The sequence below is a fragment of the Zoogloea sp. GW822-FHT05C07 genome (genome assembly GCF_058800215.1).
The window spans coordinates 3,591,288-3,611,439 of the sequence record NZ_CM179510.1 but is presented as its reverse complement, the minus strand read 5'-3'; the positions used below and the strand labels follow the sequence as shown (position 1 = coordinate 3,611,439).

The following is a 20,152-nucleotide window of genomic DNA, read 5'->3' as shown; positions in this document are numbered from 1 at the left end:
CGGACGCGGCCCGCCGTGCTGTTCCTAGGGTGTGGTGCAGACCTTCCAGGCGCCACACCCCTTTTTATTTCAGTCCGCCGCAGCATCCTATAAGACAGCCCGTAACGGAGACCCCATCATGCAATCCATCCGCCGCCGCCTCCGACAGCTCGCCCCTGCCCTGCTCGTCGCCCTGTCTGCCGCCGCCCACGCGGTCGCCCCGCCGCCCGACGAAGGCAAGGCCCTGGTCGCCGCCGGCCACAACCGCTTCGACAAGCTGTGCGTGAGCTGCCACGGTGCAGGTGGCGCCGGCGTGGCCCCCGGCGGCGCCAATGCCAGCTACGGCCCCAAGCTGGCCTCCCGCAGCGATCTCACCGAAGAACGCATCCGCGACCGCATCATCCACGGCAAGCACGGCGACAAGGCCATGCCGCCATGGGGCACCGTGCTCGAAACCAAGGAGATCGACCAGCTCGTCGCCTACGTGCAGCGCATCGCCGGCACGCCCGCCGGTCGCGCCACCGGCCCGCTGGCTCCCTTCGACCTCAACGAGCAGGCCCGCATCGACGCCGGCAAGCGCCGCTTCGCCAAAACCTGCGCCGGCTACTGCCACGGCTTCGAAGGCGTCGGCGGCCGCGCCCCCGACTTCAAGGGCCGTACCGACCTGCCCGCCGAAGTGGCCTACGAGACCATCTCCAAAGGCCGCCAGGGCGCCGACGTGATGCCCCCGTGGGGCGGCGCCTTCACCGAAGAACAGATCTGGGAACTGGTCGCCTACCTGCAATACCTGGGCAAGCAGCAACCGTAAGCGGGCAACTGCAGCGGCCCTTTCGACCCCGGCATGGCGGGAACGGAAAGATACTTTCCACCTTTCGAGCTCTGCGCCCGAAAGTTCGAGCTCAACATCCGAAACTTCGACCGGAATCACCGAAACTTCGGACTCAAAGCTCGAAGTTTCGGACTCCGAGCTCGAAACTTCGAGCAATGCGGTCGAAACTTCGAGCTCGGAGTCCGAAGTTTCGAGCTCGCGATCCGAAGTTTCGGCAAATTCATCCGAAAAACGGAAGGCAACCATCCAATGACGGATGGTTACCTTCCGTTTTCAGTCAACAAGCGGGCGCCGGCGCGCGCCCGTGCTTGTCAGTACTTCAAGCTCAGACTCAGCCCCACGATGCGCGGCTCGCCGTAGCCGGTCGGGTAGTGGCCGTTGGTGGCGTTGGTGCCGCCCTGGTAGAGCATGGCCTGGTTCTTGTAGCGCTGGTCGGTCACGTTGTTCACGTAGGCCCCGACGGTGACCTTGCTCCCGGGCAGCGTGTAGGCGGCGCGCAGGCTGCCGAGCCAGAAGGCTTCCTGGATGGCGTAGGGGTCGGTGTTGTCGGTGACGTTGAAATTCACCTGGCTGGTGTAGCTCCAGTCGGTGCTGAGCAGCAGGCTGCCGCCGGCGACGGGCAGGCGGTAGTCGGCGCCGAGCAGGCTGGTGACGCGCGGCACGCGGGCGAAGTTGAAGCCGGCGTAGCTCTTGCCCCCTGCGGTGAGCTCGTTGAACTTGGTGCGCAGGCTGCTCAGGTTGGCGCGCAGCTTGAGGGCCGACGTGGCCTGGAACTGGGTCTCGAACTCGATGCCGTCCACCTCGCCGGCACCGGCGTTCATCAGCGTCGGGTAGAAGGCGCTGCCGAACACCTGGTTCACCACCAGCTGCATGTCCTTGTAGTCGTAGTGGAAGGCGCTGGTGTTGAAGATCAGGCGCTGGTCGAGCCAGCTGCTCTTGTAGCCCACCTCGTAGGACTTGAGCTTCTCCGGCTTGACCACCGAGAACTGCGAGACGCCGGGCACGCCGTTGGGGGTGATGTAGGTGTTGTAGTTGCCGGAGCGGAAGCCGCTGGCGTGGCGCACATAGACCAGCTGGTTGGTGGCCAGGCGGTACTCGGGCGTGAAGTCGTAGCCGAGGTTGGACCAGCTGTTCTCCACCCGCCCGTTGGTGGAGTAATAGGTGCTGGTGGTGGCGGCGCCCAGGGAGTCCGGCGACCACCAGTCGGCCGCCACCGGAAAGGCCGCGCCGCTTGACGCGATGCGCGTGGTGAGGTCGATGCCGACCGTCTCGCGGGTGTAACGCACGCCGCCGTTGAGCTTGAAGCGCTCGTTCACGCGGTAGCCGGCGTTGCCGAAGAGGGCCGTGCTGCGGGTGTCCTGGGTGTAGACCGTGTAGTTGTACGACTGGGTGCCCGTCGTGCCGGTGAGCTTGGCGTTGGTGGTGAAGGAGTCGTTCTTGTCGTGGAAGAAGTAGGCTCCGGCGATCCAGCTGAGGTCCTGATCCTTGCGCGAGGCGAGGCGGAACTCCTGGCTCTCCTGGGTCACGCTGTTGCGGTTGTAGGAGCGCGCGTTGCTGCCGGTACTGTATTCGTAGGGCGTGTAGTCGGAATCCGCGATACCCCAGCGGCGACCGTGATCGACGGCGGTGATGGAGGTGAGGGTCAGCCCGCCGAGGGCCCAGTTGAGGGTCAGGTTGAGGCCCTGGGTCTCGACGCGCAGGGGCAGGTCCACGTTGTAGGCGACGTGGCGGCGGTCGCCGTTGCCGTTGCCGATGGGTGCCACGTAGCCGTTGAGGTCCGCCGCGCCGTTGCGGGTGACCGAATACCAGGGGTTCTGGGTGCCTTCCAGGTTGCGCAGGTTGAGGGCCAGGCTGGCGTCGAAGTCCGGCGTCACCAGGGCCAGCAGCTGGAAGCGCCCGGCGAAGTCGCGGAAGTCGCCCACGTCGCGGCCGGTCACGGTGTTGGTGGCGAGGCCGCCGCGCTCCTCGTAATGCACGGCGGCACGGCCGGCCAGCACGCCTTCCTGCAGTTCGCCGCCGATGGCGCCTTCGGCCACGCGGCTGCCGTAGCTGCCGGCTTCGAAGCGGGCGTAGCCGTCGGTGTTGAAGGTGGGTTTCTTGGAGATGAAGTGGAAGGCGCCGCCGGTGGTGTTCTTGCCCCACAGGGTGCCCTGCGGCCCGCGCAGCACTTCCACCTGCTGCAGGTCGTAGAGCGGCGCGCCCTGGAACAGGTTGTTGTTGTAGTAGACCTGGTCGGCGTAGAAGCCGATGGGATTGACCGCGTTGTTGGTGGCTTCGTTGGAGCCGACGCCGCGGATGAAGAAGCGCGGCCGCGCGCGGCTCTCGGTGTTCCAGCCCTGGGCCGCCGGCACGAACTTGGCCACGTCCTTGGTGGTGCGCAGCTCGGCGTCCTGGATCTCGGCGCCGCTGATGGCGGTCACCGCGGCGGGCACCTCCTGCAGCTTTTCCGAGCGCTTGGTGGCGGTGATGACCACCGTGTCGAGGGCGGCGCTGTCCGCCTCGCCGTCGGCGGCCCAGGCGGCCGGAACGCTGCCGAGGCCGATCAGGGTGCCGGCGACGGCCAGGGCGATGCGCTGTCGTTTGAATCGCTTTACGTGATGCACTGTGTTCTCCGCGCAAGAGGGCACGGCCCGCCCGCCAGGGGCGCGGCCGGCCGTTTCGGTTTCAATGAAAAAGGGGAATAAGGGTCGGGAATCGGGGCTCGGGCTAGACCTTGCCGGCGGCCTTCCAGTCGGCCAGCAGCTGCCGGGCCTCGGCGAGGGGCGCCGGGTCCACCCACGGCCCGATGTCGAAGTCCTGCGGGATGAAGCCGTGTTCGAGCAGGAAGTCCTTCTGCACGCGCAGGCTGGCAACCTTGTCCGCGTCCAGGTCGATCTGCACGCCCCGGGCCACGCTATCGTAGGCGCCGGCGAGGGTCTCGGGGGCCACGTTGAAGTCGCGGGCGATCAAGGTCACCGTCTCGTCCGGGTGGGCCAGCGCCCAGTCGGTGGCCTGCAGCAGGCGGGCCAGGTAGCGCACCACGATGTCGCGCCGCTCGTCGAGCAGCGCCCCGCTCACCGCCAGGCCGCGCAGCACCGAGGGATGCACGCGGGCCAGCGGGTCCGGGTTGTCGCGGCTCTCATACACGGTGCGGATACCCAGTCCGGCCTCCACGTCGGCCGGCAGGCGGGCGAACACCGCGTCCACCTGCCCGGTGCGCAGGGCCTCGGCGAGCACGGCGGCCTGCTCCCTGAAATAGTCGCGGCGCAGCCCGTCGGGCCCCGGCTCGGTGGAATGGGGCGGCGCCGGCAGATCGACGCGCTGCACGTCGGCAAGGCTGAGTCCGGCGGTCGCCAGGGCCGCCGAGAAGAGCTTGAGCTGCTGGGCGATCATCAGGTCGAAGGCCTGCTCGGCTCGCCCGATGATGCCCACGCTGCGGCCCTTGAGGTCGGCCGGCGTGGCGATGCCGGAAGCCGCCAGCACCTTGAGCGGGTAGGAACCTTCCAGCCAGGCCAGCGCGACGATGCGGTTGTCCACCCCGTGGGCGCGCGCCCACACCGCCGGCGCGTGGCCGGCGTTGCGGATCCACAGGCGCTCGTGGTGGGCGTAGGACAGCTTGCCGGTGAAGCCGATGGACTTGAACGTCACGTCGAAGCCGGGCTCGTCGGCGAACTCTTCCTGCAGGTAGCCCAGCTGGTAGGCCAGCGCCGAGGCGGTGGGCACCGCCGGGCAGCGGGTCAGGCTGAGGGCGCTGCGGGTCGGGGTGGCGGCGGGCGCGGCCGCTGCCGCGTCGAGGGTGAGGCTCATCGGAATCTCCTGGGGCGGTGGGGCTGGGCGGCGCTCAGGCGGCCCGGGCCAGGCGTTCGAGAATCTCGCGCCCGTTGTTGAAGAGGGTCTGCAGGGTGTGGGCGTCGAGGCCGCTGCCGCGCACCGCGGCCAGCACCGGCGCACTCGGCACCAGCGGGTAGTCGGAGCCGAAGAGGATCCGCTCGGCCCCGAGCACGCGCACCGCCAGGCCGAGGGCTTCCGGGTCGCTGCCGAGCACGCCGGTGTCGATGTACACCCGGCGCAGCGCCGGCAGCTGCGGCGGCAGGCCTTCCTTGCGGCCCCGCGCGTCGATGGAGCCGGCCAGCGCCGGCAGGATGCCGCCGAGCATGGCGAGCTGCACCGTCACGTCCGGGTAGCGTTCGAGGTAATCCGTGAGGACCAGAGTGATCCACGCGGCGGAGAACTGGGACGTGGATTCCAGCAGCCAGCGGGCGGTGGCGGCGTCGGCCGCCGGCGGATGGGCCCACTGCCCCGGCACGCTGGGATGGGCCAGGCCGGTGTGCAGGTAGAGGTGGCTGCCGTGGCGCTGGGCCACTTCGAGGATGGGCGCCACGTGGCGGGCGCCGTCGAGGCTGAGGAAGGCGCCGGCCGGCAGCACCGCGCCGATCAGGCCCAGCTCCCGGTGGGCCCGGTCGAGTTCGCGGGCCGACCATTCGACGTCGGCGGTGGTCAGCGCAGCGAGGCCGCTGAGGCGGCCCGGATGGCGGGACACCAGCTCCGCCAGGTCGTCGTTGTAGTCGCCGAACAGCGTGCGGGAGGCCGCCGCGTCGAGGGCCGGGTCGACACCCAGCGTGGTCGGCCAGGAGATCACCTGGTGGTCGATGCCGGCCTCGTCGATGTGGGCGATGCGGGTCGGCCCGTCGAAGAAGGTCGGGCCGATGGGGATCGCGCGGGACAGCACCGAGCTGTTCACCAGGAACTCCAGTCCGCCGTCGGGGCGGCGCTGCACGCGCGGCGCGGCGTCGCGGCTTTCGAGGAAGGCCAGCGCGCGGGGCGACAGCCAGTGGGTGTGCCAGTCGATGATCTTGGTCATGGTCGGGTTCTCTCTCGGGGTCGGGGATGCAGGCGGCTCAGGGCTGATGGTTCAGGCCTGGGCGGGTTCGGGGAAACGCGACGGGAAGCGCGGCAGGGTGCCGTTCAGCGCGTAGTCGCCGACCAGGCGCAGGGACAGGACCAGCGGGTCGTGGGAGGCCAGCGTGCGGACGTCGCGCCAGTAGCGGTCGAAGTCGTTGGCGGCGCTGGTGCCGCGGCCGCCGGCGAACTCGAAGACCCGCGGCGTCACCTCCAGCGCGATCTGCGAGGCGTGGGAGCGCAGGCCCAGGGACTTCACCGACAGCTCGGACAGGCCGTCCTCGTCGATGTGGGCGCGGCCGTCCCAGCCCGCCTGCAGGTCGGCGATGAAGCGGTCGAAGTAGCCCAGCGCCGCCTCCACCTTGATCCACAGGTCGGCGAACTGGGTCTGCACCAGCGGGTCGCCGCCGATGGAACTGGCCCCCGGCAGGATGGACTGGCGCCGGTCGTGCAGCGCGTAATCGCGGGCGGCATCCAGCGCGGCCAGCGCCGAGCCGAGGTACACCGCCGAGTAATACAGCGCCCCGAAGGTGGTCCAGAAGGGCAGCACGCTGCGCTGGGCGCCGGCATGCTTCCACGGGATCACCTCGTCCGCGTAGAGGCGCACGTTGTCGAAGCTGACGGTGCTGGAGTCGGCGCCGCGCAGGCCGATGGGGTTCCAGTCGTCGTGGAAGCGGATGCCTTGCCGGTCGGTGGGCAGGTAGCCGTAGATGAAGTGCTGGCGGTTGCTGTGCTCGGCCAGCACGGTGGTGACGTTGGCGAGGGGCGCGCCGGTGTTCCACTTCTTGACGCCGTTGATGACGTAGCCGCCGTCCGGGTGGGGCGTGGCGAAGAACTCCCGGTTCACGTACTGGGTCACGTTGCCCCAGTACCAGCGCCCGGCGGTGGCCTGGCGCACGATGGCGGCGTTGTCGCCGGTGAAGTCGTGGAACAGCGGCACCGCCGAGTTGTACATGTGGAAGCCGAGCAGCGCGCCGACCGAGCCGTCGCCGCGGGCGATCTCCAGCACCGACCAGGCGGCGTCGCGCACGCTGCCGCCTCCCCCGCCGTGCTCCCGCGGGTAGAAGAGGTTGACGATGCCGGTTTCACGCAGGCGGCGGATCGCGTCGGCAGGACGGATGCGCTGGTGGTCGCGCTCGGCGGCGCCGGGCTTGAGTTCGGCGGCGAGGGCGCGGGCGGTGGCGATCCAGTCGCCAGGATAGGGTTCGAAGCGGAGGTCGGCGGGCGCAGCGGCGCGGGCGGCGTCCCGTTCGGGAGTCGCGGTGATGAGGCTCATGGCAGGCTTTCGTTGCGGGTTGCGGGGGAAGTTCAGGACGCGCTGGGCAGCACGCGGGCCGGGCTCAGCTTGACGGCCACGGCCAGCCCCAGCCAGACCAGGCCGGCGGCGAGGTAGCAGGCCGGCGCCACCAGCACCGCCGTAGCGAGGGAGTAGCGGTCGGACAGCACACCGACCAGCTCGGGGCCGATGACGCCGGCCACGCCGGAGGTCAGCACCACCGAGAAGGCGGCGGCGCTGTTGCGCAGGCGCGGCGGCACGGTCTCCACCACCAGCGTGGTCAACGTGCCGGCGCTGAGGCCGAAGCTGGTGATGGCGGCGACGATCAGGATCTGCGCCAGGGCCAGGTCGGCCGTGGTGTAGGCCAGCGTGAAGGCCGCCGCGGCGATCACCGAGGTGCTGCTCAGGAAGGCCGGGAAGCCCCAGCGGTACTGGCGCAGGAACAGGCTCGACAGGTAGCCGCCGATCAGCCCGGCCGGCAGCGTGAAGAGCAGCGTCTGCGCCAGGAAGGCCGAGGCCTGCTGGTTGGGCAGCCCATGGACGCGGTGCAGGAAGGCCGGAATCCACATCTGCACCGACATGGCGGTGAAGAAGAACACCAGCGCCACGCCATGCAACACGTAGCCGGGGCTGCGGAACACCGCCAGGCTGGCGCGGAAGTCCGGCCGTTCGACCGGCTTGCCGTCGGCCGCGCGCGCCTCGCTGCCGCCCAGCTCCGGCTCCCGGACCCACAGCAGCGCCAGGAACAGCGCGATGCCCGGCACCCCGGCGACGAAGAAGGCGGCCCGCCAGCCATATTGAGCGGCGACCCAGCCGCCCACGGCCAGCGCCAGCGCGGCGCCGATCTTGTTCTTCAGCATGTACAGCGAGAACACCAGGTTGCGCCACTTGGGGCGGTACAGGTCGGCCAGCCAGCTGGGCGCCAGGCTGTTGTAGGCGGCCTCGCCAAAGCCGGTGACGATGCGCCACAGGAGCAGGCCGGCGAAGCCCTCGGCGAGGCCGGTGGCCGCCGCCGCCACGCTCCACAGCAGCACGCCGGCCAGCAGCACCGCCTTGCGCCCGAGGCGGTTGGCGAGGAAGCCGAAGACCGGCGCGCCGACGATGCCGGCGAGGGTGAACAGGGACGACAGGCGGCCGATCTGCTCGTCGCTGAAGCCGAATTCGTTCTTGATCGGCGTGAGCAGCGACGCAATGATCATCGCGTCCATCACGCAGACCACGCCGAGGGCCAGCAGCAGCGCCAGGGAGGCATGCGCGCCCCAGTCGCGGGACGACGCGGCGTCGGCCGGATTCGGGAGGCGATCGGCCGGCGGCAATGGCGCGGCAAGAGTGGATTCGCGGGGCGGGGCCATGGTCGGAAATAGATGAATGAATAAGGGGGTATGGCTTCGGCGTGCCGTCCAATTCACTGCGGGCGCATCGCCTAATCTGGACGCTATTGTTGGCGAGCGCCCATCCGTAGAGAAGGACAATCCGTGCCACGTTTAGAAGGATTAATGGATTGCTTATCGCAAGGATTGCGTTTGGGCCACGGTGCGCCTTTGTTATATTTTTTCCGGGGCGCCTGGCGGCGGACTGCCGCGCCTTTCGACTTTCCCTATTGGGCCTCGCAAGAAGCCGCCACTCCCGATACCCATTCACGCCCGCCGCGCCCCCGGCGGCGCCCACCAATCCGATCATGGAGAGCCCCGATGGGATACCTGGACCCGGACAATCTGCGCCACACGGTTTCCACTGCGGGCTACGGCGCCGCCCGGGGCTGGGACATCGGCATCCACGACCGCCAGTTCACGCTCTACCAGCTGTCCGGGCTGATCGCCTGGGCCCGCGAGCGGGGCGCCCTGCCGCCCGCGCTGGAGCGGGAGCTGGGGCTCGACGTGTCGGCCCAGGACTGGCCGTCGATGGTGATCTCCTACGTGGACTTGCGGCGCATCCTCGAACGCCTGTGGCACGGCGCCGACAAGGGGGAATCCCTTTTCAATCACGCGTCGCGCGTCAATTTCGCCAGCTTCGGCCTCATCGGACTGGCGGCCATGGCTTTTCCCACCGGCGAGGAAGGCATCCGCTTCTGCGCGCGCAGTTTCCGCACCGCGTGGAGTGCGCTGCCGGAAACCGGCGGCGATGGCGGACTGCGCATGCTGCATATTCCGAAATTCCACGACCCGGAAATGCGCAGCGCCCTCGAGCTATTCCATTTCGTCAATTGCCTGTCGGTATCCCGCTCGCGCACGCCGGGCATTCCGATTGCACGGCAGGTGGAGCTGACGAATTCCGAAGGTATTTCCCGGCAGGCCCTGGAGGACTTTTTCGGCTGCCCGGTGCAACTCGGCGCCGATATCGCCCAGATCCATTTCACGCGGGAGTGGATCCAGCGCCCGACCGGCGTGCCCAATTCCGACGTGCGGACCCAGCTGCTGCGCCTGTGCGCCCAGGTGGACAGCGCCGAGGCGCCGGGCGCCCGCACGCCGCTGCAGTTCCTGTCCGATCACATCCGCGAGATCCGCTCGTCGGAGGAGATGGCCCGCTACATGGGGGTCAGCCGCCGCACGCTGGCGCGCATGCTCGACCGGGAAGGCGTCAGCTACAGCGTGCTGTCGCGGGCGGCCCGCTCCCTCCATGCGCAACGCATGCTGCGCGGCCGGGAGCCGATCCGCGAGGTTGCCGACGTGCTCGGCTTTGCGGACGAACGCAGCTTCCGCCGCGCCTTCCGCGAGTGGACCGGCCTGTCGCCGAGCGACTACCGGACCCGGCACGGCACCGGGGACGCGCCGGCCCGACCGGCCGATGGCGGCCCTGCGGGCGGGACACGCCACACGGCCTGAGCGGCATCCGGCCGGCCCTCACGGTTCAGGTATCGAAACGGAAGCCGGCGGGCTTTGGCCGCTGGCGTTCCCGGAAGGCGGTCATGAAGGCATCGCGGGAGCGCGGCAGAAAGAAGGGATTGCGCTGGCGCTCCTCGCCGATCGTCGACACGGTGCGGCCGTGCACGTCGTGGCCGGGAAAGACCAGCACCTCGTCGGGCAACGCAAACAGCCGGTGCACGACCGAGTCGTAGATGCGCCCGGGATCGCAGACCTCCCCTTCCGCCAGGCCGCAGCCGCCCAGCTCCAGCGCGTCGCCGCAGAACAGGCGGTCCCGCCACAGGTAGCTGACGCTGAACGGCGTGTGGCCGGGCGTGGCGATCACGCGGATCGCCTCGGCACCAAGCAGCAGCGAGTCGCCATCGCCAGCCGCCCGGTAGCGCTCGCCGCCGCCGGGCGGCGCACCGGCCACCAGCGGCACCGCCGGATAGAGATGGGCCAGGCGTTCCAGCATGTCGCCATGGACATGGGTCAGCAGGATCGTCTGCAACTCGAAGCGGCGCTCGGCCAGCAGGGACTTAAGCAGCAGCGCCTGGCAGGGATCGGGATTGGGATCGACGGCGACCGCTGCGTCCCCGTCCGCCGGGGCGAACAGGTAGCTCATCGCGGAAGTCTGCGGGTCGAAGAACTGCCGGAAATACATTACTGCGCTCCTCAATGCCCCGCCATCCGCAACGCGGCCAGCAGAACGCCAGTCAGCAGGGACAACAACCGCAGCACCGGGTCGGGGTCGCCGGGCATTCCGGCATCGGGATGAATCTTGCGCATGGACATCCTCCGCCGACCTCAGGCCACCGCGGCATCGTCCGCGCCGATCAGCAGGCGGGTGTCGCCCAGGTACTTGTAGGGCGGGATTTCCAGGTTGGTCGGCGCCGGCTTGTTCTTGAAAACCCGCCCCGCCAGATCGAAGGTCGAGCCGTGGCAGGGGCACAGGAAGCCGCCGGGCCAGTCGGCGCCGAGAGCCGGGTTGCCGGCCTGGAAGGCGCTGGACGGCGAGCAGCCGAGGTGGGTGCAGATGCCGACCGCCACGAAGACTTCCGGATTGCGCGAGCGATGGGCGTTGCGGGCGTAGTCGGGCTGCTGGGAGGCCACGCCGGATTGCGGATCGGCCAGCTGGGGCTCGACCCGGGCCAGCGCGGCCAGCATGTCCGGGGTGCGCCGCAGGATCCACACCGGCTTGCCGCGCCATTCGACGACCATCAGCTCGCCCGGCGCGAGCTTGTCGATGTCCACCTCAACCGGCGCCCCGGCGGCCATCGCGCGCTCGGACGGGGTCAGCGTCGCCACGAAGGGTGCGGCGGCGGCCACCGCCAGGGCCCCGCCGGCTCCGGCGGTGGCGATGAGCAGGGTCCGGCGGGACGGATCGCGGGGAGATTCGGGTCCGCCGAAGGCGGGCGGCAAGGTCGTGGTGGGCATGGAGTCCTCTCGGTTGGGCTGGCGGTGGTCGTCAAGCTGTATCAGCTCCGGCTAATCAACATCCATGCCACCCCAGTGCGTCACGCCAAGCCCTTGCGCATCAAGCACTTACGCCCACGCACCGCAGAACGCGCTGCCATCCGGCCTGCCACGCGAACTGCCACACGCGTGCCTGGCAGTTCCTGCGGCCGCCAGCGCACATCAAGGCCCGAAAGCGACCGCTCAGCATGATTTGACCGTGGCGGTCTGCCATGACAGCATCCGGCAGATCTGCTGGCAGAAAGCCTTCCCCATGAGCATCGGCCCCCATCCCCTCCCCGAACTCGTGTCCTTCCTCGACACGCTGCCGGAGCCGCACATCCTGTGCGACCGCAACTACCGGATCCTGGCCGCCAATGGCGCCTACCGCGCCAAGTGCGAGCGGCCGGACGACCTGATCGGGCGCCACTGCTACGAGGTGTCCCACCACTACCCGGTGCCCTGCGACCAGGCCGGCGAATCCTGCCCGCTGGCGCGCAGCCTGCAGTCCGGCCAGCGGGAGCGCGTGGTGCATCTGCACCACACCGCCGGCGGCGAGCGCTACGAGAACATCGAACTGTCGCCGGTGCGCGACCGGGATGGCGAGATCGCCTTCTTCATCGAGAAGCTGGAGCCGCTGCCGGTGGCCCGCGGCGTCGCGGCGGACCAGGGCCTGGTCGGCCGGGCTCCGGCCTTCCTGGCGATGCTGGAGCTGGTGGCCCGCGTCGCCCCGTCCGAAGCCAGCGTACTGCTGCAGGGGGAGTCCGGCACGGGCAAGGAGCTGGTCGCCCAGGCCATCCACGAGGCGAGCCGGCGCGCCGACCGCCCCTTCGTGGCGGTGGATTGTTCCGGCCTCACCGAAACCCTGTTCGAGAGCGAGCTGTTCGGCCACGAGCGCGGCGCCTTCACCGGCGCGAGCACGCGCAAGAGCGGCCTCGTCGAAGTGGCCAGCGGCGGCACGCTGTTCCTCGACGAGCTGGGCGACATTCCACTGGCGATGCAGGTCAAGCTGCTGCGCCTGCTGGAAACCGGCACCTACCGAAGGGTCGGCGGCACCGAGCTGATCCGTGCCGACATCCGCCTGATCTCCGCCACCCACCGGCCGCTGAAGGCGCTGGTGGAAAAGGGCCAGTTCCGCCAAGACCTGTTCTACCGCGTGAATGCCTTTCCGATCGGCCTGCCGCCGCTGCGCCGCCGCCCGGAAGACATCCCGCAGCTGGCCGAAACCCTGCTCAAGCGGGTCGCGCCGGAGCGCCCGCTGGGCATCGCTGCGGACGCGCTGGACTGCCTCGTGAACTACGACTATCCGGGCAACGTGCGGGAGCTGCGCAACATCCTGGAGCGCGCCAGCCTGCTGTGCGACGGCGATCTGCTGCAACTGCGGCATCTGCCCGAGGAGCTGCAATTCGGCGAATCCAGCGACGCTGCGATGCCGGACGCCGACGACGTGATGAGCCGCAGCGCCCTGCCCGCCGGGCGCCAGGCAGCACCGAGCGACGCCCAGCTGCGCGCCGCGCTGCAGGGCCACCGGGGTTCCCGCAAGAGCCTGGCGGCACAGCTGGGCATGAGCGAGCGCACGCTGTACCGGCGCATCAAGGAGCTGGGCTGACGGGTATCCGCAGGGTGTACCGCCCGGTATTCAGGGCAGCCAGGCCGGCAGGAGCCAGCGAGCACCTCAGCCACTCATCCACCGACCTTCCGGACGTAAAAAAGGGAAGCCGGATCGCTCCATGCCTCCCCTCCCCTGCCGCTGCGCCAGGCCCCACGCGCAGGTGGAGCCGGCAGCTTCCGGTACTTACTGCGGTATCAGGAACACCGACTTCTCCCGTACCGCCACGGTTTCGTCGTCCAGCGCCTTCACTTCGATATACACGGTGTTGGAGCCGGGCTTGCCCGACTCGGGCGGCGCCGCCACTTCGATGGTGACCGACTTCAGTTCCGCCGCATCGAGCTCGATCGGCCCGGCCGGGCTCAGCTTCACCCCATCCAGCCCGCTCGCCGACAGGGCGTAACGCCGCGGCTTCTCGGTCATGTTCATCACCTGCAGATTGTACACGTTGGCGATCAGCCCCCCTTCGATCTCCCGGCTCAGCGTCGAGCGGTCCTTGATCACATCGACCCGCAGCGTCGAGCGCGTCGCCAGGCCCCACACGAAGGCCGTGCACAACGCCATCAGCACGCCGGCGTAGATCAGTATCCGCGGGCGCATCACGTGGCCGAGGATTTCCTTCCTGCCCCAGTGCCGCTTCATCGCGTTTTCGGTGGTATAGCGGATCAGGCCCTGCGGGTAGTTCATCTTGTCCATCACCTGATCGCAGGCGTCGATGCAGGCCGCGCAGCCGATGCATTCGTACTGCATGCCGTTGCGGATGTCGATGCCGGTCGGGCAGACCTGCACGCAGATGCCGCAATCGACGCAGTCGCCCTTGCCGACCGTCTGCGGGTCGACGCCCTTGCGCCGCGGGCCACGCGGCTCGCCCCGCTCGGGGTCGTAGGTGATCACCAGCGTGTCCGGGTCGAACATCACGCCCTGGAAGCGGGCATACGGGCACATGTATTTGCAGACCTGCTCGCGCATCACGCCGGCAAACAGGTAGGTGAAGCCGCCGTAGAAGCAGATCCAGAACAGCTCCCACGGGCCGAAGCTGAAGCCCGCCGCTTCGCTCAGCAACTCGTGGATCGGCGTGAAGTAGCCGACCAGTGTGAAACCCGTCCACAGGGACAGCAGGCCCCAGGTGCCGAACTTGGCGCCCTTGATCGCCAGCTTGCGGACGCTCAGCGGGGCCTGGTCCAGCTTCATGCGCTGCGCGCGGTTGCCTTCGATCTTCTCCTCGATCCACATGAAGATCTCGGTATAGACGGTCTGCGGGCACGAATAGCCGCACCACAGCCGCCCGGCCACCGCGGTGAAGAAGAACAGGGAATACGCACTGATGATCAGCAGCACCGCCAGGAAGAACACGTCCTGCGGCCAGAAGATCCAGCCAAAGATGTAGAACTTGCGCTGTACCAGGTCCAGCAGCACGGCCTGCCGGCCGTTCCACGGCAGCCAGCACAGGCCGTAAAACAGGATCTGCGTCGCCCACACCAGGATCCACCGCCAGGTGGCAAAGCGGCCCGTCACCGCGCGCGGGTAAACCTTCTGGCGGACGGCGTAGAGGGTTTCTTCAGTTTCCGCCCGCGCCTTGGCCTGGGCATCGGGGGGGATGATGGTTCGAGGGTCGGCTTCGCTCATGGCTGCAAGGAACTCGCGTTGAAATGGGTCGGCACCACGGCGGAAGCTGCGTTACAAAACCGTGGCGAATCACCCGATCCATAACAACATCCGTGCCATCCGGTCCTGCTGGCGGAAAGCCCATTCGATCAAGGGTTTGGCCTGAGCTGCCACTGGCCCGGCACGCCACACTGGCAGTCTTCTGACAGAAACGCTGCCACAGCTGGCAGCGTTTCTGTCCGGAACACGTGGCGGCAAGCCCTTGCCACCACGCGACCGCAGCCCCGGATCAGTCGCGCAGCCCGCGCACGGCCAGCGCAGCCAGGGACGTCAGCGTTGCCAGGCCGGTGACCGCCAGCCAGCCCCACTGGGCGAACAGCAGGCTGCCAGCCACCGCCCCCGCCGCCATGCCGACGAACATGCTGACCACCAGCACCGCGTTCAACCGGCTGCGCGCGCCGGGGTCGAGGCCATACACGATGCTCTGGTGGGCAATCAGCGAGGCCTGCACGCCCAGGTCGAAGCCCACCGTGGCGATCCCCAGCACCACCAGCTGGACGGTCGGCGGCAGCTGCGTGCCAAGCCCCATCAGGCCGAAGGACAGCGCAGCGAGGCCGGACGCCAGGCGGATCACCAGGGCCGGCCCGCGACGGTCCGCCAGGTGGCCGGCCATCGGTGCTGCCAGCGCACCGGCCGCGCCCGCCAGCCCGAAAGCACCGGCAGCGGCGCTCCCCAGGTGGAAAGGCGCGCCGTGCAGCATGATCGCCAGCGTGGACCAGAAGGCGCTGAAACCCACCGACAGCAGCCCCTGGGCCAGCGCCGCGCGGCGCAGCTCCGCATGGCGGCCGAGCAGCGCCGGCAGCGACGCGAGCAAGGCGCGGTAGGACAGCTGCGTGGTCGGCGCGAAATGCGGCAGCCAGTGCCACGCGGCCAGGCCGATCAGCGCAATGCCGACCGCCGCCGCCGCGAACATCGCCCGCCATCCCCAGTACTCGGCCACCAGCCCGCTGACGACACGGGACAGCAGGATGCCCATCAACAGGCCGGTCATCACCGTGCCGACGATGCGCCCACGGCTCTGCTCCGGCGCGAGGCTGGCCGCCGCCGGCACGAAATCCTGGGCCAGCGTGGCGGTCAGGCCGATGGCCAGGCTGGCCAGCAGGAAGCTGCCGAAGTCTCCGGCCAGCCCGGCCGCCAGCAGGGCCAGCACCAGCAGCACCGACTTGCCGAGGATGATGTGGCGGCGGTCGTGGCGGTCGCCCAACGGCGCCAGCAGCAGGATGCCCAGCGCGTAGCCGAGCTGGGTCAGCGTCGGCACGAAGCCGGCTTCCCGCGCACCGGTGCCGAACTCGGCCGTCAGCACGCCGAGCAGCGGCTGGCTGTAGTACAGGGACGCGACAGACAGGCCGGCGCCCGTAGCCAGCAGGAAGATCAGCGAGCGGGCCGGCCGGTGGACCTCTGGCAGCGCCGCTTCAGGCAGCTCAGGCAGCGCCGGCACCAGCGGGACGGCCAGCGGGTCATGCGTCTTACAAATGGAAGTCATGGCAAAACTCCTGTTTCATGGGTGAGCGAAGCTTGCCCGTCGCCCAGCCACCACGGTAGTAGCCTGACATGCAGATTTGCTATACGTTTGACGCATGAAGAAGACGCTCATCACCGCCCCCGGCGAGCCGCGCGCCCGCATCGATGCCCCAGCCACCGCATCGGCTGCCGGCGACCGCCTGGAGCTCATCCAGACCTTCGTGCGCATCATCGAGGCCGGCAACCTATCGGCCGCCGCCGCCCAGCTCGGCATGACCCAGCCGACCATCAGCCGGCGCCTGCAGACCCTGGAGAAATCCCTCGGCGTGCGCCTGCTGCAACGCTCCACCCACACCATGCGCCTGACGGTGGACGGCGAACGCTGCTACGAAGGCGCCAAGGCCTTGCTGGCCAACTGGGCAGCCTTCGAGTCCGACCTGAAAGGCGCCCGCGAAGAACCGGAAGGCGTGCTGCGCGTCGTCGCCCCCCACGCCTTCGGCCAGGAGCGCCTGGTCGGCCCGCTGGCCAGCTACCTTCAGCGCTACCCGCGCATGAAGGTCGAATGGCTGCTGCACGACGACAGCGCGATCCAGGATTTCATCGCCGCCGGCATCGACTGCGCGATCCAGGTCGGCGAGATCGACGACTCGTCGCTGGTCGCCATCCAGCTCGCCGAAGTGCCGCGCATCGTCGTCGCGGCGCCGTCGGTGCTCGCCGCCGGCGCCATGCCCCGCGAGCCGGAGGACCTCGCCGGACTGCCGTGGCTGGCCCTGCGCACCTACTACCGGCACGAGATCGCGCTGCGCCACGTGACGACGGGCGAGCGCCGCGTCGTGCCGATCGAACCGCGCCTGAGCACCGACAGCCTGTACGCGCTGAAGAGCGCGGCCCTGATGGGCCTGGGCGTCGGGGTCGGCTCGGCGTGGGTGATGACCGAGGCGCTGGCCGACGGGCGCCTCGTGCAGCTGGCACCGGACTGGCAGGCCGCGCCGCTACCGGTCAGCCTGGTCTATCCCTACGCCCGCTTCTACCCGGCCCGCCTGCGCTGCTTCATCGACGTGATGCGCGCCGCCCTGCCCCAGGCGATCGCCGGCTGACTACCGTGGGACAGGGCATGGCTTTCAGTGATGCGAGCACAGCCGCATCAAAGTCTGCCATCAACATCCACTTGGAATTCACCCGGGAGCGTCTAAGTTGAATGAATGATGAGGTGACAGACGCCTTGCCACGCCAGGAGCGTGAGACCTCTGGCACCCATCATGGGATGAGGCAACAAGGGCGCATATCCGGGCACATGACAAACCGTCGCCCCTTCAAACCAGAGCCCGGCCTGGCAATTCGATGATGGACACCAACACCAGAGGATCCCACCATGGCTGCAAGACGTTTCAGGCTGTTACCCACCGCCACGGCAACATTCTTCGCGCTGTCGCTATTTGCCGTGCCCGGGGCCCGTGCAGACGACAGCCTCAGCGACATGAATTCGCGCATCAAGCGCGGCTTCGAAATCGTCCCGCTGGGAGTACACCTGAATCTACGCGGCAAGAACCGCGAATTGGTAGGCCTCGGCAGCTACATCGTGAATACCAACGGCTGCAATGACTGCCACACCCATCCCGAATTCGTGCAAGGCGGAAACCCCTTCCTCGGTGAAGCCGAGCTGATCAACTACACCGTGTATATGTCGGGAGGGCGGCAGTTCGGTCCCTCGATCACCTCCGCCAACATCACTCCGGATTCGACGGGTAAACCTGCCGGACTGACGCTGAAGGACTTCATGACGACAATGCGCACCGGCCACAACCCCAACGACCCACCGGGCTCGATCCTGCAGGTCATGCCCTGGCCGGTCATCGGCAAGAAGACCGACCAGGACCTTCGGGCCATCTACGAATACCTCAGCGCCATCCCGGCGCTGCCAGACAACCCGAACCCCGGCCCCTGAAGCTGAAACCCAGGCCAAGGCTCGGGCTGCGGCATTCAGTGGTCCCGTCGGTTGGGCGGCACGATGTTGAGGCGGGTCAGCTTGCGATAGAAGGTGGCCCGCGACAGGCCCAGCTCTTTCGCCGACACCGTCACCTGCCACTGGTTGCGGCGCAGCACTTCCAGCATGCGCTCGCGCAGGCGGGCGTCCTTCTCCTTCAGCGGCGGCGCGGGCGGTTCCGGCAGGGACTCGCGCAGGCTGTGGATGTCGTGATCATCCCGCGGCGCCGGCCGGGCCGACACCAGGCGCGGGCCGAAGAACAGGTCCGGCGGGAAATGCGCAGTGTGCAGCAGCGTGCTCTCGCAGATCGCACAGGCGTAGCGCATCGCATGACGCAGCTGGCGGATGTTGCCGGGCCAGCCGTGGCGGATCAGCGCATCGCGGGTTTCAGGCGCCAGGCGTAGAGACTCCCGCCCCATCGCCTTGATCTCCTCGACCAGCACCCGGTCAATCACCGTGCCGATGTCCTCCCGCTCGCGCAGCGGCGGCAGCACGAACACCGCGCCGTTGAGGCGGTAGTACAGATCCTCGCGGAAGCGCCCCTCTTCAACCAGGCGCGGCAGGTTCTGGTGGGTCGCGCAGATGATGTGCAACTTCACCGGGATCGGCTGCTCGGCGCCCAGCGGCAGCACCTCGCCCTCCGCCAGCACGCGCAGCAGGCGGCTCTGCAGCACCAGCGGCATGTCGCCGATCTCGTCGAGGAACAGTGTGCCGCCGTCCGACTGCAGGATCTTGCCGCGGGCGCCCTTGGCCCGCGCGCCGGTAAATGCACCGTCCCGGTAACCGAACAGCTCGCTCTCGATCAGGCTTTCCGGAATCGCCGCACAGTTGAGGGCGATGAAGGGTTGCTTGTGGCGGCTGCTGCAGTCGTGGATGGCCTTGGCGAAGGCTTCCTTGCCGGTGCCGGTCTCGCCCAGCAGCATCACCGGGATGTCCCGGTTGGCCACCTTCAGCGCACGGCTGACGTTGGTGCGCACCCGCGAATCGTCGGTGGCCAGGTGGCCGAAACCGCGCACCTCGTTGCAGCCCTCGTCGTTGGTCGCGCCGTGGTGCACATCGCTCGGCGCGCGGCGCCGTGCATCGGGCACCCGCAGCAGCGCGAAGAAACGTTCGCCGCTGTCCTGCACGCGCAGCGGAATGGCCTGCCCCGGCTGCGCGTGGGCCGCCGCCAGCAGATCGGCGGCCGAGCATTCGAAGAGGTCGGACACGCAGCTGATCATCCGCCCCGGCCGCTGCAGCAGTTCCTTGCGGGCCCGCCGATTGCCACCGACGATCATGCCTGTGTCGTCGAAGGCGAGCAGGTAGTCGGTCTGCACGTGCAGCAGTTCAGGACTGCGACCGAACTGCAATATCCAGTACTGGCGCAGGCTGTGGAACGCAAAAGCGTCCTCGATCAGGCGCGCCTTCTCGACCACCATCTGGAACACCAGCAACTGGCTGTCCCGGTTCTCGGGTGAATACAGCGCCGACGCATCGAGCACCGCCAGCGGCTGGTCGTCGATGCCGAGGATGGGCGCCGAGCTGCAGGTGAAGCCGATATTGTGGGAGCGGAAATGCTCGCCCCGATGCACAAGGATCGGCTGGCCATCCACCAGGCAGGTGCCCACGCCGCAAGTGCCCTCGTCCATTTCAGACCAGCGCGTGCCGTTGCGGAAACCCTGGGCGCGGAATTCCTTGTCCAGTTCCGGCACGGTGCGGAAATCGACGGTGACGCCGGTCGCGTCGGTCAGCAGCACGCAATAACTCGACGGCCGCAATTGTTCATGCAGGCGATCCATGCCCTCTCGCGCAATGCGCATGAAGGCATCCAGGCGGTCGCGGTGCTCGCGCAATTCCTGCGCGGTCACCACCTGGGGCGTCGTCGCCAGCCCCGGATCGACCTGGTATTTGCTCAGAGAGCGTTGCCACGAGCGCGTCAGCCGGTCCTGCGCCGGATGTCTGGGCAGCCGCGCGCCCCTCTCCACCACCTCGACCACGCGTTCCACGTGGCGGGCGATCTCACCTTGTCCCCGCATCATTTTATTTCCCCCATATATATCGGGAGTGTTTTAGGAAAAGCATCCTTTGGTAACGACAAAGCGTATTCCGCTACGGCAATTAAAGCAATGCTGACGTTTGTCTCCGTAAATTGAGACACCTGTCTCAGTTTCTCGTCTCTTTCTCGTCCTGGCGCCTC

At 68.5% G+C, this 20,152-nt stretch carries 15 protein-coding genes; 5 read left to right on the top strand and 10 right to left on the bottom strand.

The genetic code is table 11. From position 1 onward, the window contains the following. Positions 1-118 precede the first annotated feature (118 nt). The gene (locus AC3QL2_RS16750) at positions 119-787 is read left to right on the top strand and encodes a c-type cytochrome (RefSeq protein ID WP_493235853.1); all 669 of its coding nucleotides are present in this window, start codon (positions 119-121) and stop codon (positions 785-787) included. A gap of 332 nt (positions 788-1,119) precedes the next feature. Here AC3QL2_RS16750 and AC3QL2_RS16745 read toward each other — a convergent pair whose 3' ends face one another. From AC3QL2_RS16745 to AC3QL2_RS16725, 5 genes are all read right to left on the bottom strand, one after another. Next, complete coding sequence (locus AC3QL2_RS16745) at positions 1,120-3,411, bottom strand: TonB-dependent receptor (RefSeq protein ID WP_493235854.1); 2,292 nt, start codon at positions 3,409-3,411, stop codon at positions 1,120-1,122. Positions 3,412-3,514: 103 nt separating this feature from the next. Then, positions 3,515-4,594, bottom strand: a complete 1,080-nt coding sequence (locus tag AC3QL2_RS16740; RefSeq protein ID WP_493235855.1) for an ABC transporter substrate-binding protein — start codon at positions 4,592-4,594, stop codon at positions 3,515-3,517. Positions 4,595-4,628: 34 nt separating this feature from the next. Beyond that, the gene (locus tag AC3QL2_RS16735; RefSeq protein WP_493235856.1) at positions 4,629-5,648 is read right to left on the bottom strand and encodes an amidohydrolase family protein; all 1,020 of its coding nucleotides are present in this window, start codon (positions 5,646-5,648) and stop codon (positions 4,629-4,631) included. 51 nt (positions 5,649-5,699) lie between these two features. Continuing rightward, positions 5,700-6,962, bottom strand: a complete 1,263-nt coding sequence (locus tag AC3QL2_RS16730; RefSeq protein WP_493235858.1) for an acyl-CoA dehydrogenase family protein — start codon at positions 6,960-6,962, stop codon at positions 5,700-5,702. Positions 6,963-6,994: 32 nt separating this feature from the next. Further along, positions 6,995-8,314, bottom strand: coding sequence for an MFS transporter (locus AC3QL2_RS16725; protein WP_493235859.1), 1,320 nt, complete (start codon positions 8,312-8,314; stop codon positions 6,995-6,997). 339 nt (positions 8,315-8,653) lie between these two features. Here AC3QL2_RS16725 and AC3QL2_RS16720 point away from each other — a divergent pair, with 339 nt between their 5' ends. After that, on the top strand, positions 8,654-9,784 hold the full coding sequence (locus tag AC3QL2_RS16720; RefSeq protein WP_493235860.1) for an AraC family transcriptional regulator: 1,131 nt from the start codon (positions 8,654-8,656) through the stop codon (positions 9,782-9,784). Positions 9,785-9,809: 25 nt separating this feature from the next. Here AC3QL2_RS16720 and AC3QL2_RS16715 read toward each other — a convergent pair whose 3' ends face one another. Continuing rightward, positions 9,810-10,466 (bottom strand): MBL fold metallo-hydrolase, encoded by a 657-nt coding sequence (locus tag AC3QL2_RS16715; protein ID WP_493235861.1) that lies wholly within the window; start codon positions 10,464-10,466, stop codon positions 9,810-9,812. A gap of 143 nt (positions 10,467-10,609) precedes the next feature. After that, positions 10,610-11,239: a ubiquinol-cytochrome c reductase iron-sulfur subunit gene (petA, locus tag AC3QL2_RS16710; protein WP_493235862.1), complete on the bottom strand. Its 630-nt coding sequence runs from the start codon at positions 11,237-11,239 to the stop codon at positions 10,610-10,612. Positions 11,240-11,531: 292 nt separating this feature from the next. Here petA and AC3QL2_RS16705 point away from each other — a divergent pair, with 292 nt between their 5' ends. Beyond that, entirely contained in the window at positions 11,532-12,866 is a 1,335-nt protein-coding gene (locus AC3QL2_RS16705) for a sigma-54 interaction domain-containing protein (protein ID WP_493235864.1), read from the top strand. A gap of 186 nt (positions 12,867-13,052) precedes the next feature. Here AC3QL2_RS16705 and ccoG read toward each other — a convergent pair whose 3' ends face one another. Both ccoG and AC3QL2_RS16695 read right to left on the bottom strand, forming a co-directional pair. Then, positions 13,053-14,492, bottom strand: coding sequence for a cytochrome c oxidase accessory protein CcoG (ccoG, locus tag AC3QL2_RS16700; RefSeq protein WP_493237107.1), 1,440 nt, complete (start codon positions 14,490-14,492; stop codon positions 13,053-13,055). 268 nt (positions 14,493-14,760) lie between these two features. Then, entirely contained in the window at positions 14,761-16,014 is a 1,254-nt protein-coding gene (locus AC3QL2_RS16695) for an MFS transporter (RefSeq protein WP_493236228.1), read from the bottom strand. A 94-nt stretch (positions 16,015-16,108) separates the two neighbouring features. Between AC3QL2_RS16695 and AC3QL2_RS16690 the strand changes: the two genes are divergently transcribed. Both AC3QL2_RS16690 and AC3QL2_RS16685 read left to right on the top strand, forming a co-directional pair. Beyond that, on the top strand, positions 16,109-17,089 hold the full coding sequence (locus AC3QL2_RS16690; protein ID WP_493236227.1) for a LysR family transcriptional regulator: 981 nt from the start codon (positions 16,109-16,111) through the stop codon (positions 17,087-17,089). 275 nt (positions 17,090-17,364) lie between these two features. Then, complete coding sequence (locus AC3QL2_RS16685) at positions 17,365-17,937, top strand: hypothetical protein (protein WP_493236226.1); 573 nt, start codon at positions 17,365-17,367, stop codon at positions 17,935-17,937. Positions 17,938-17,972: 35 nt separating this feature from the next. On the opposite strand, the gene AC3QL2_RS16680 is transcribed toward AC3QL2_RS16685, so the two are convergent. Continuing rightward, positions 17,973-19,994: a sigma-54-dependent Fis family transcriptional regulator gene (locus AC3QL2_RS16680; protein ID WP_493236225.1), complete on the bottom strand. Its 2,022-nt coding sequence runs from the start codon at positions 19,992-19,994 to the stop codon at positions 17,973-17,975. Positions 19,995-20,152 lie beyond the last annotated feature (158 nt).

Coding starts and splice junctions, on each gene's coding strand:
- AC3QL2_RS16750 (WP_493235853.1), top strand. CDS start 119: ATGCAATCCATCCGCCGCCGCCTCCGACAGCTCGCCCCTGCCCTGCTC.
- AC3QL2_RS16740 (WP_493235855.1), bottom strand. CDS start 4,594: ATGAGCCTCACCCTCGACGCGGCAGCGGCCGCGCCCGCCGCCACCCCG.
- AC3QL2_RS16735 (WP_493235856.1), bottom strand. CDS start 5,648: ATGACCAAGATCATCGACTGGCACACCCACTGGCTGTCGCCCCGCGCG.
- AC3QL2_RS16730 (WP_493235858.1), bottom strand. CDS start 6,962: ATGAGCCTCATCACCGCGACTCCCGAACGGGACGCCGCCCGCGCCGCT.
- AC3QL2_RS16725 (WP_493235859.1), bottom strand. CDS start 8,314: ATGGCCCCGCCCCGCGAATCCACTCTTGCCGCGCCATTGCCGCCGGCC.
- AC3QL2_RS16720 (WP_493235860.1), top strand. CDS start 8,654: ATGGGATACCTGGACCCGGACAATCTGCGCCACACGGTTTCCACTGCG.
- AC3QL2_RS16715 (WP_493235861.1), bottom strand. CDS start 10,466: ATGTATTTCCGGCAGTTCTTCGACCCGCAGACTTCCGCGATGAGCTAC.
- petA (WP_493235862.1), bottom strand. CDS start 11,239: ATGCCCACCACGACCTTGCCGCCCGCCTTCGGCGGACCCGAATCTCCC.
- AC3QL2_RS16705 (WP_493235864.1), top strand. CDS start 11,532: ATGAGCATCGGCCCCCATCCCCTCCCCGAACTCGTGTCCTTCCTCGAC.
- ccoG (WP_493237107.1), bottom strand. CDS start 14,492: ATGAGCGAAGCCGACCCTCGAACCATCATCCCCCCCGATGCCCAGGCC.
- AC3QL2_RS16695 (WP_493236228.1), bottom strand. CDS start 16,014: ATGACTTCCATTTGTAAGACGCATGACCCGCTGGCCGTCCCGCTGGTG.
- AC3QL2_RS16690 (WP_493236227.1), top strand. CDS start 16,109: ATGAAGAAGACGCTCATCACCGCCCCCGGCGAGCCGCGCGCCCGCATC.
- AC3QL2_RS16685 (WP_493236226.1), top strand. CDS start 17,365: ATGGCTGCAAGACGTTTCAGGCTGTTACCCACCGCCACGGCAACATTC.
- AC3QL2_RS16680 (WP_493236225.1), bottom strand. CDS start 19,994: ATGATGCGGGGACAAGGTGAGATCGCCCGCCACGTGGAACGCGTGGTC.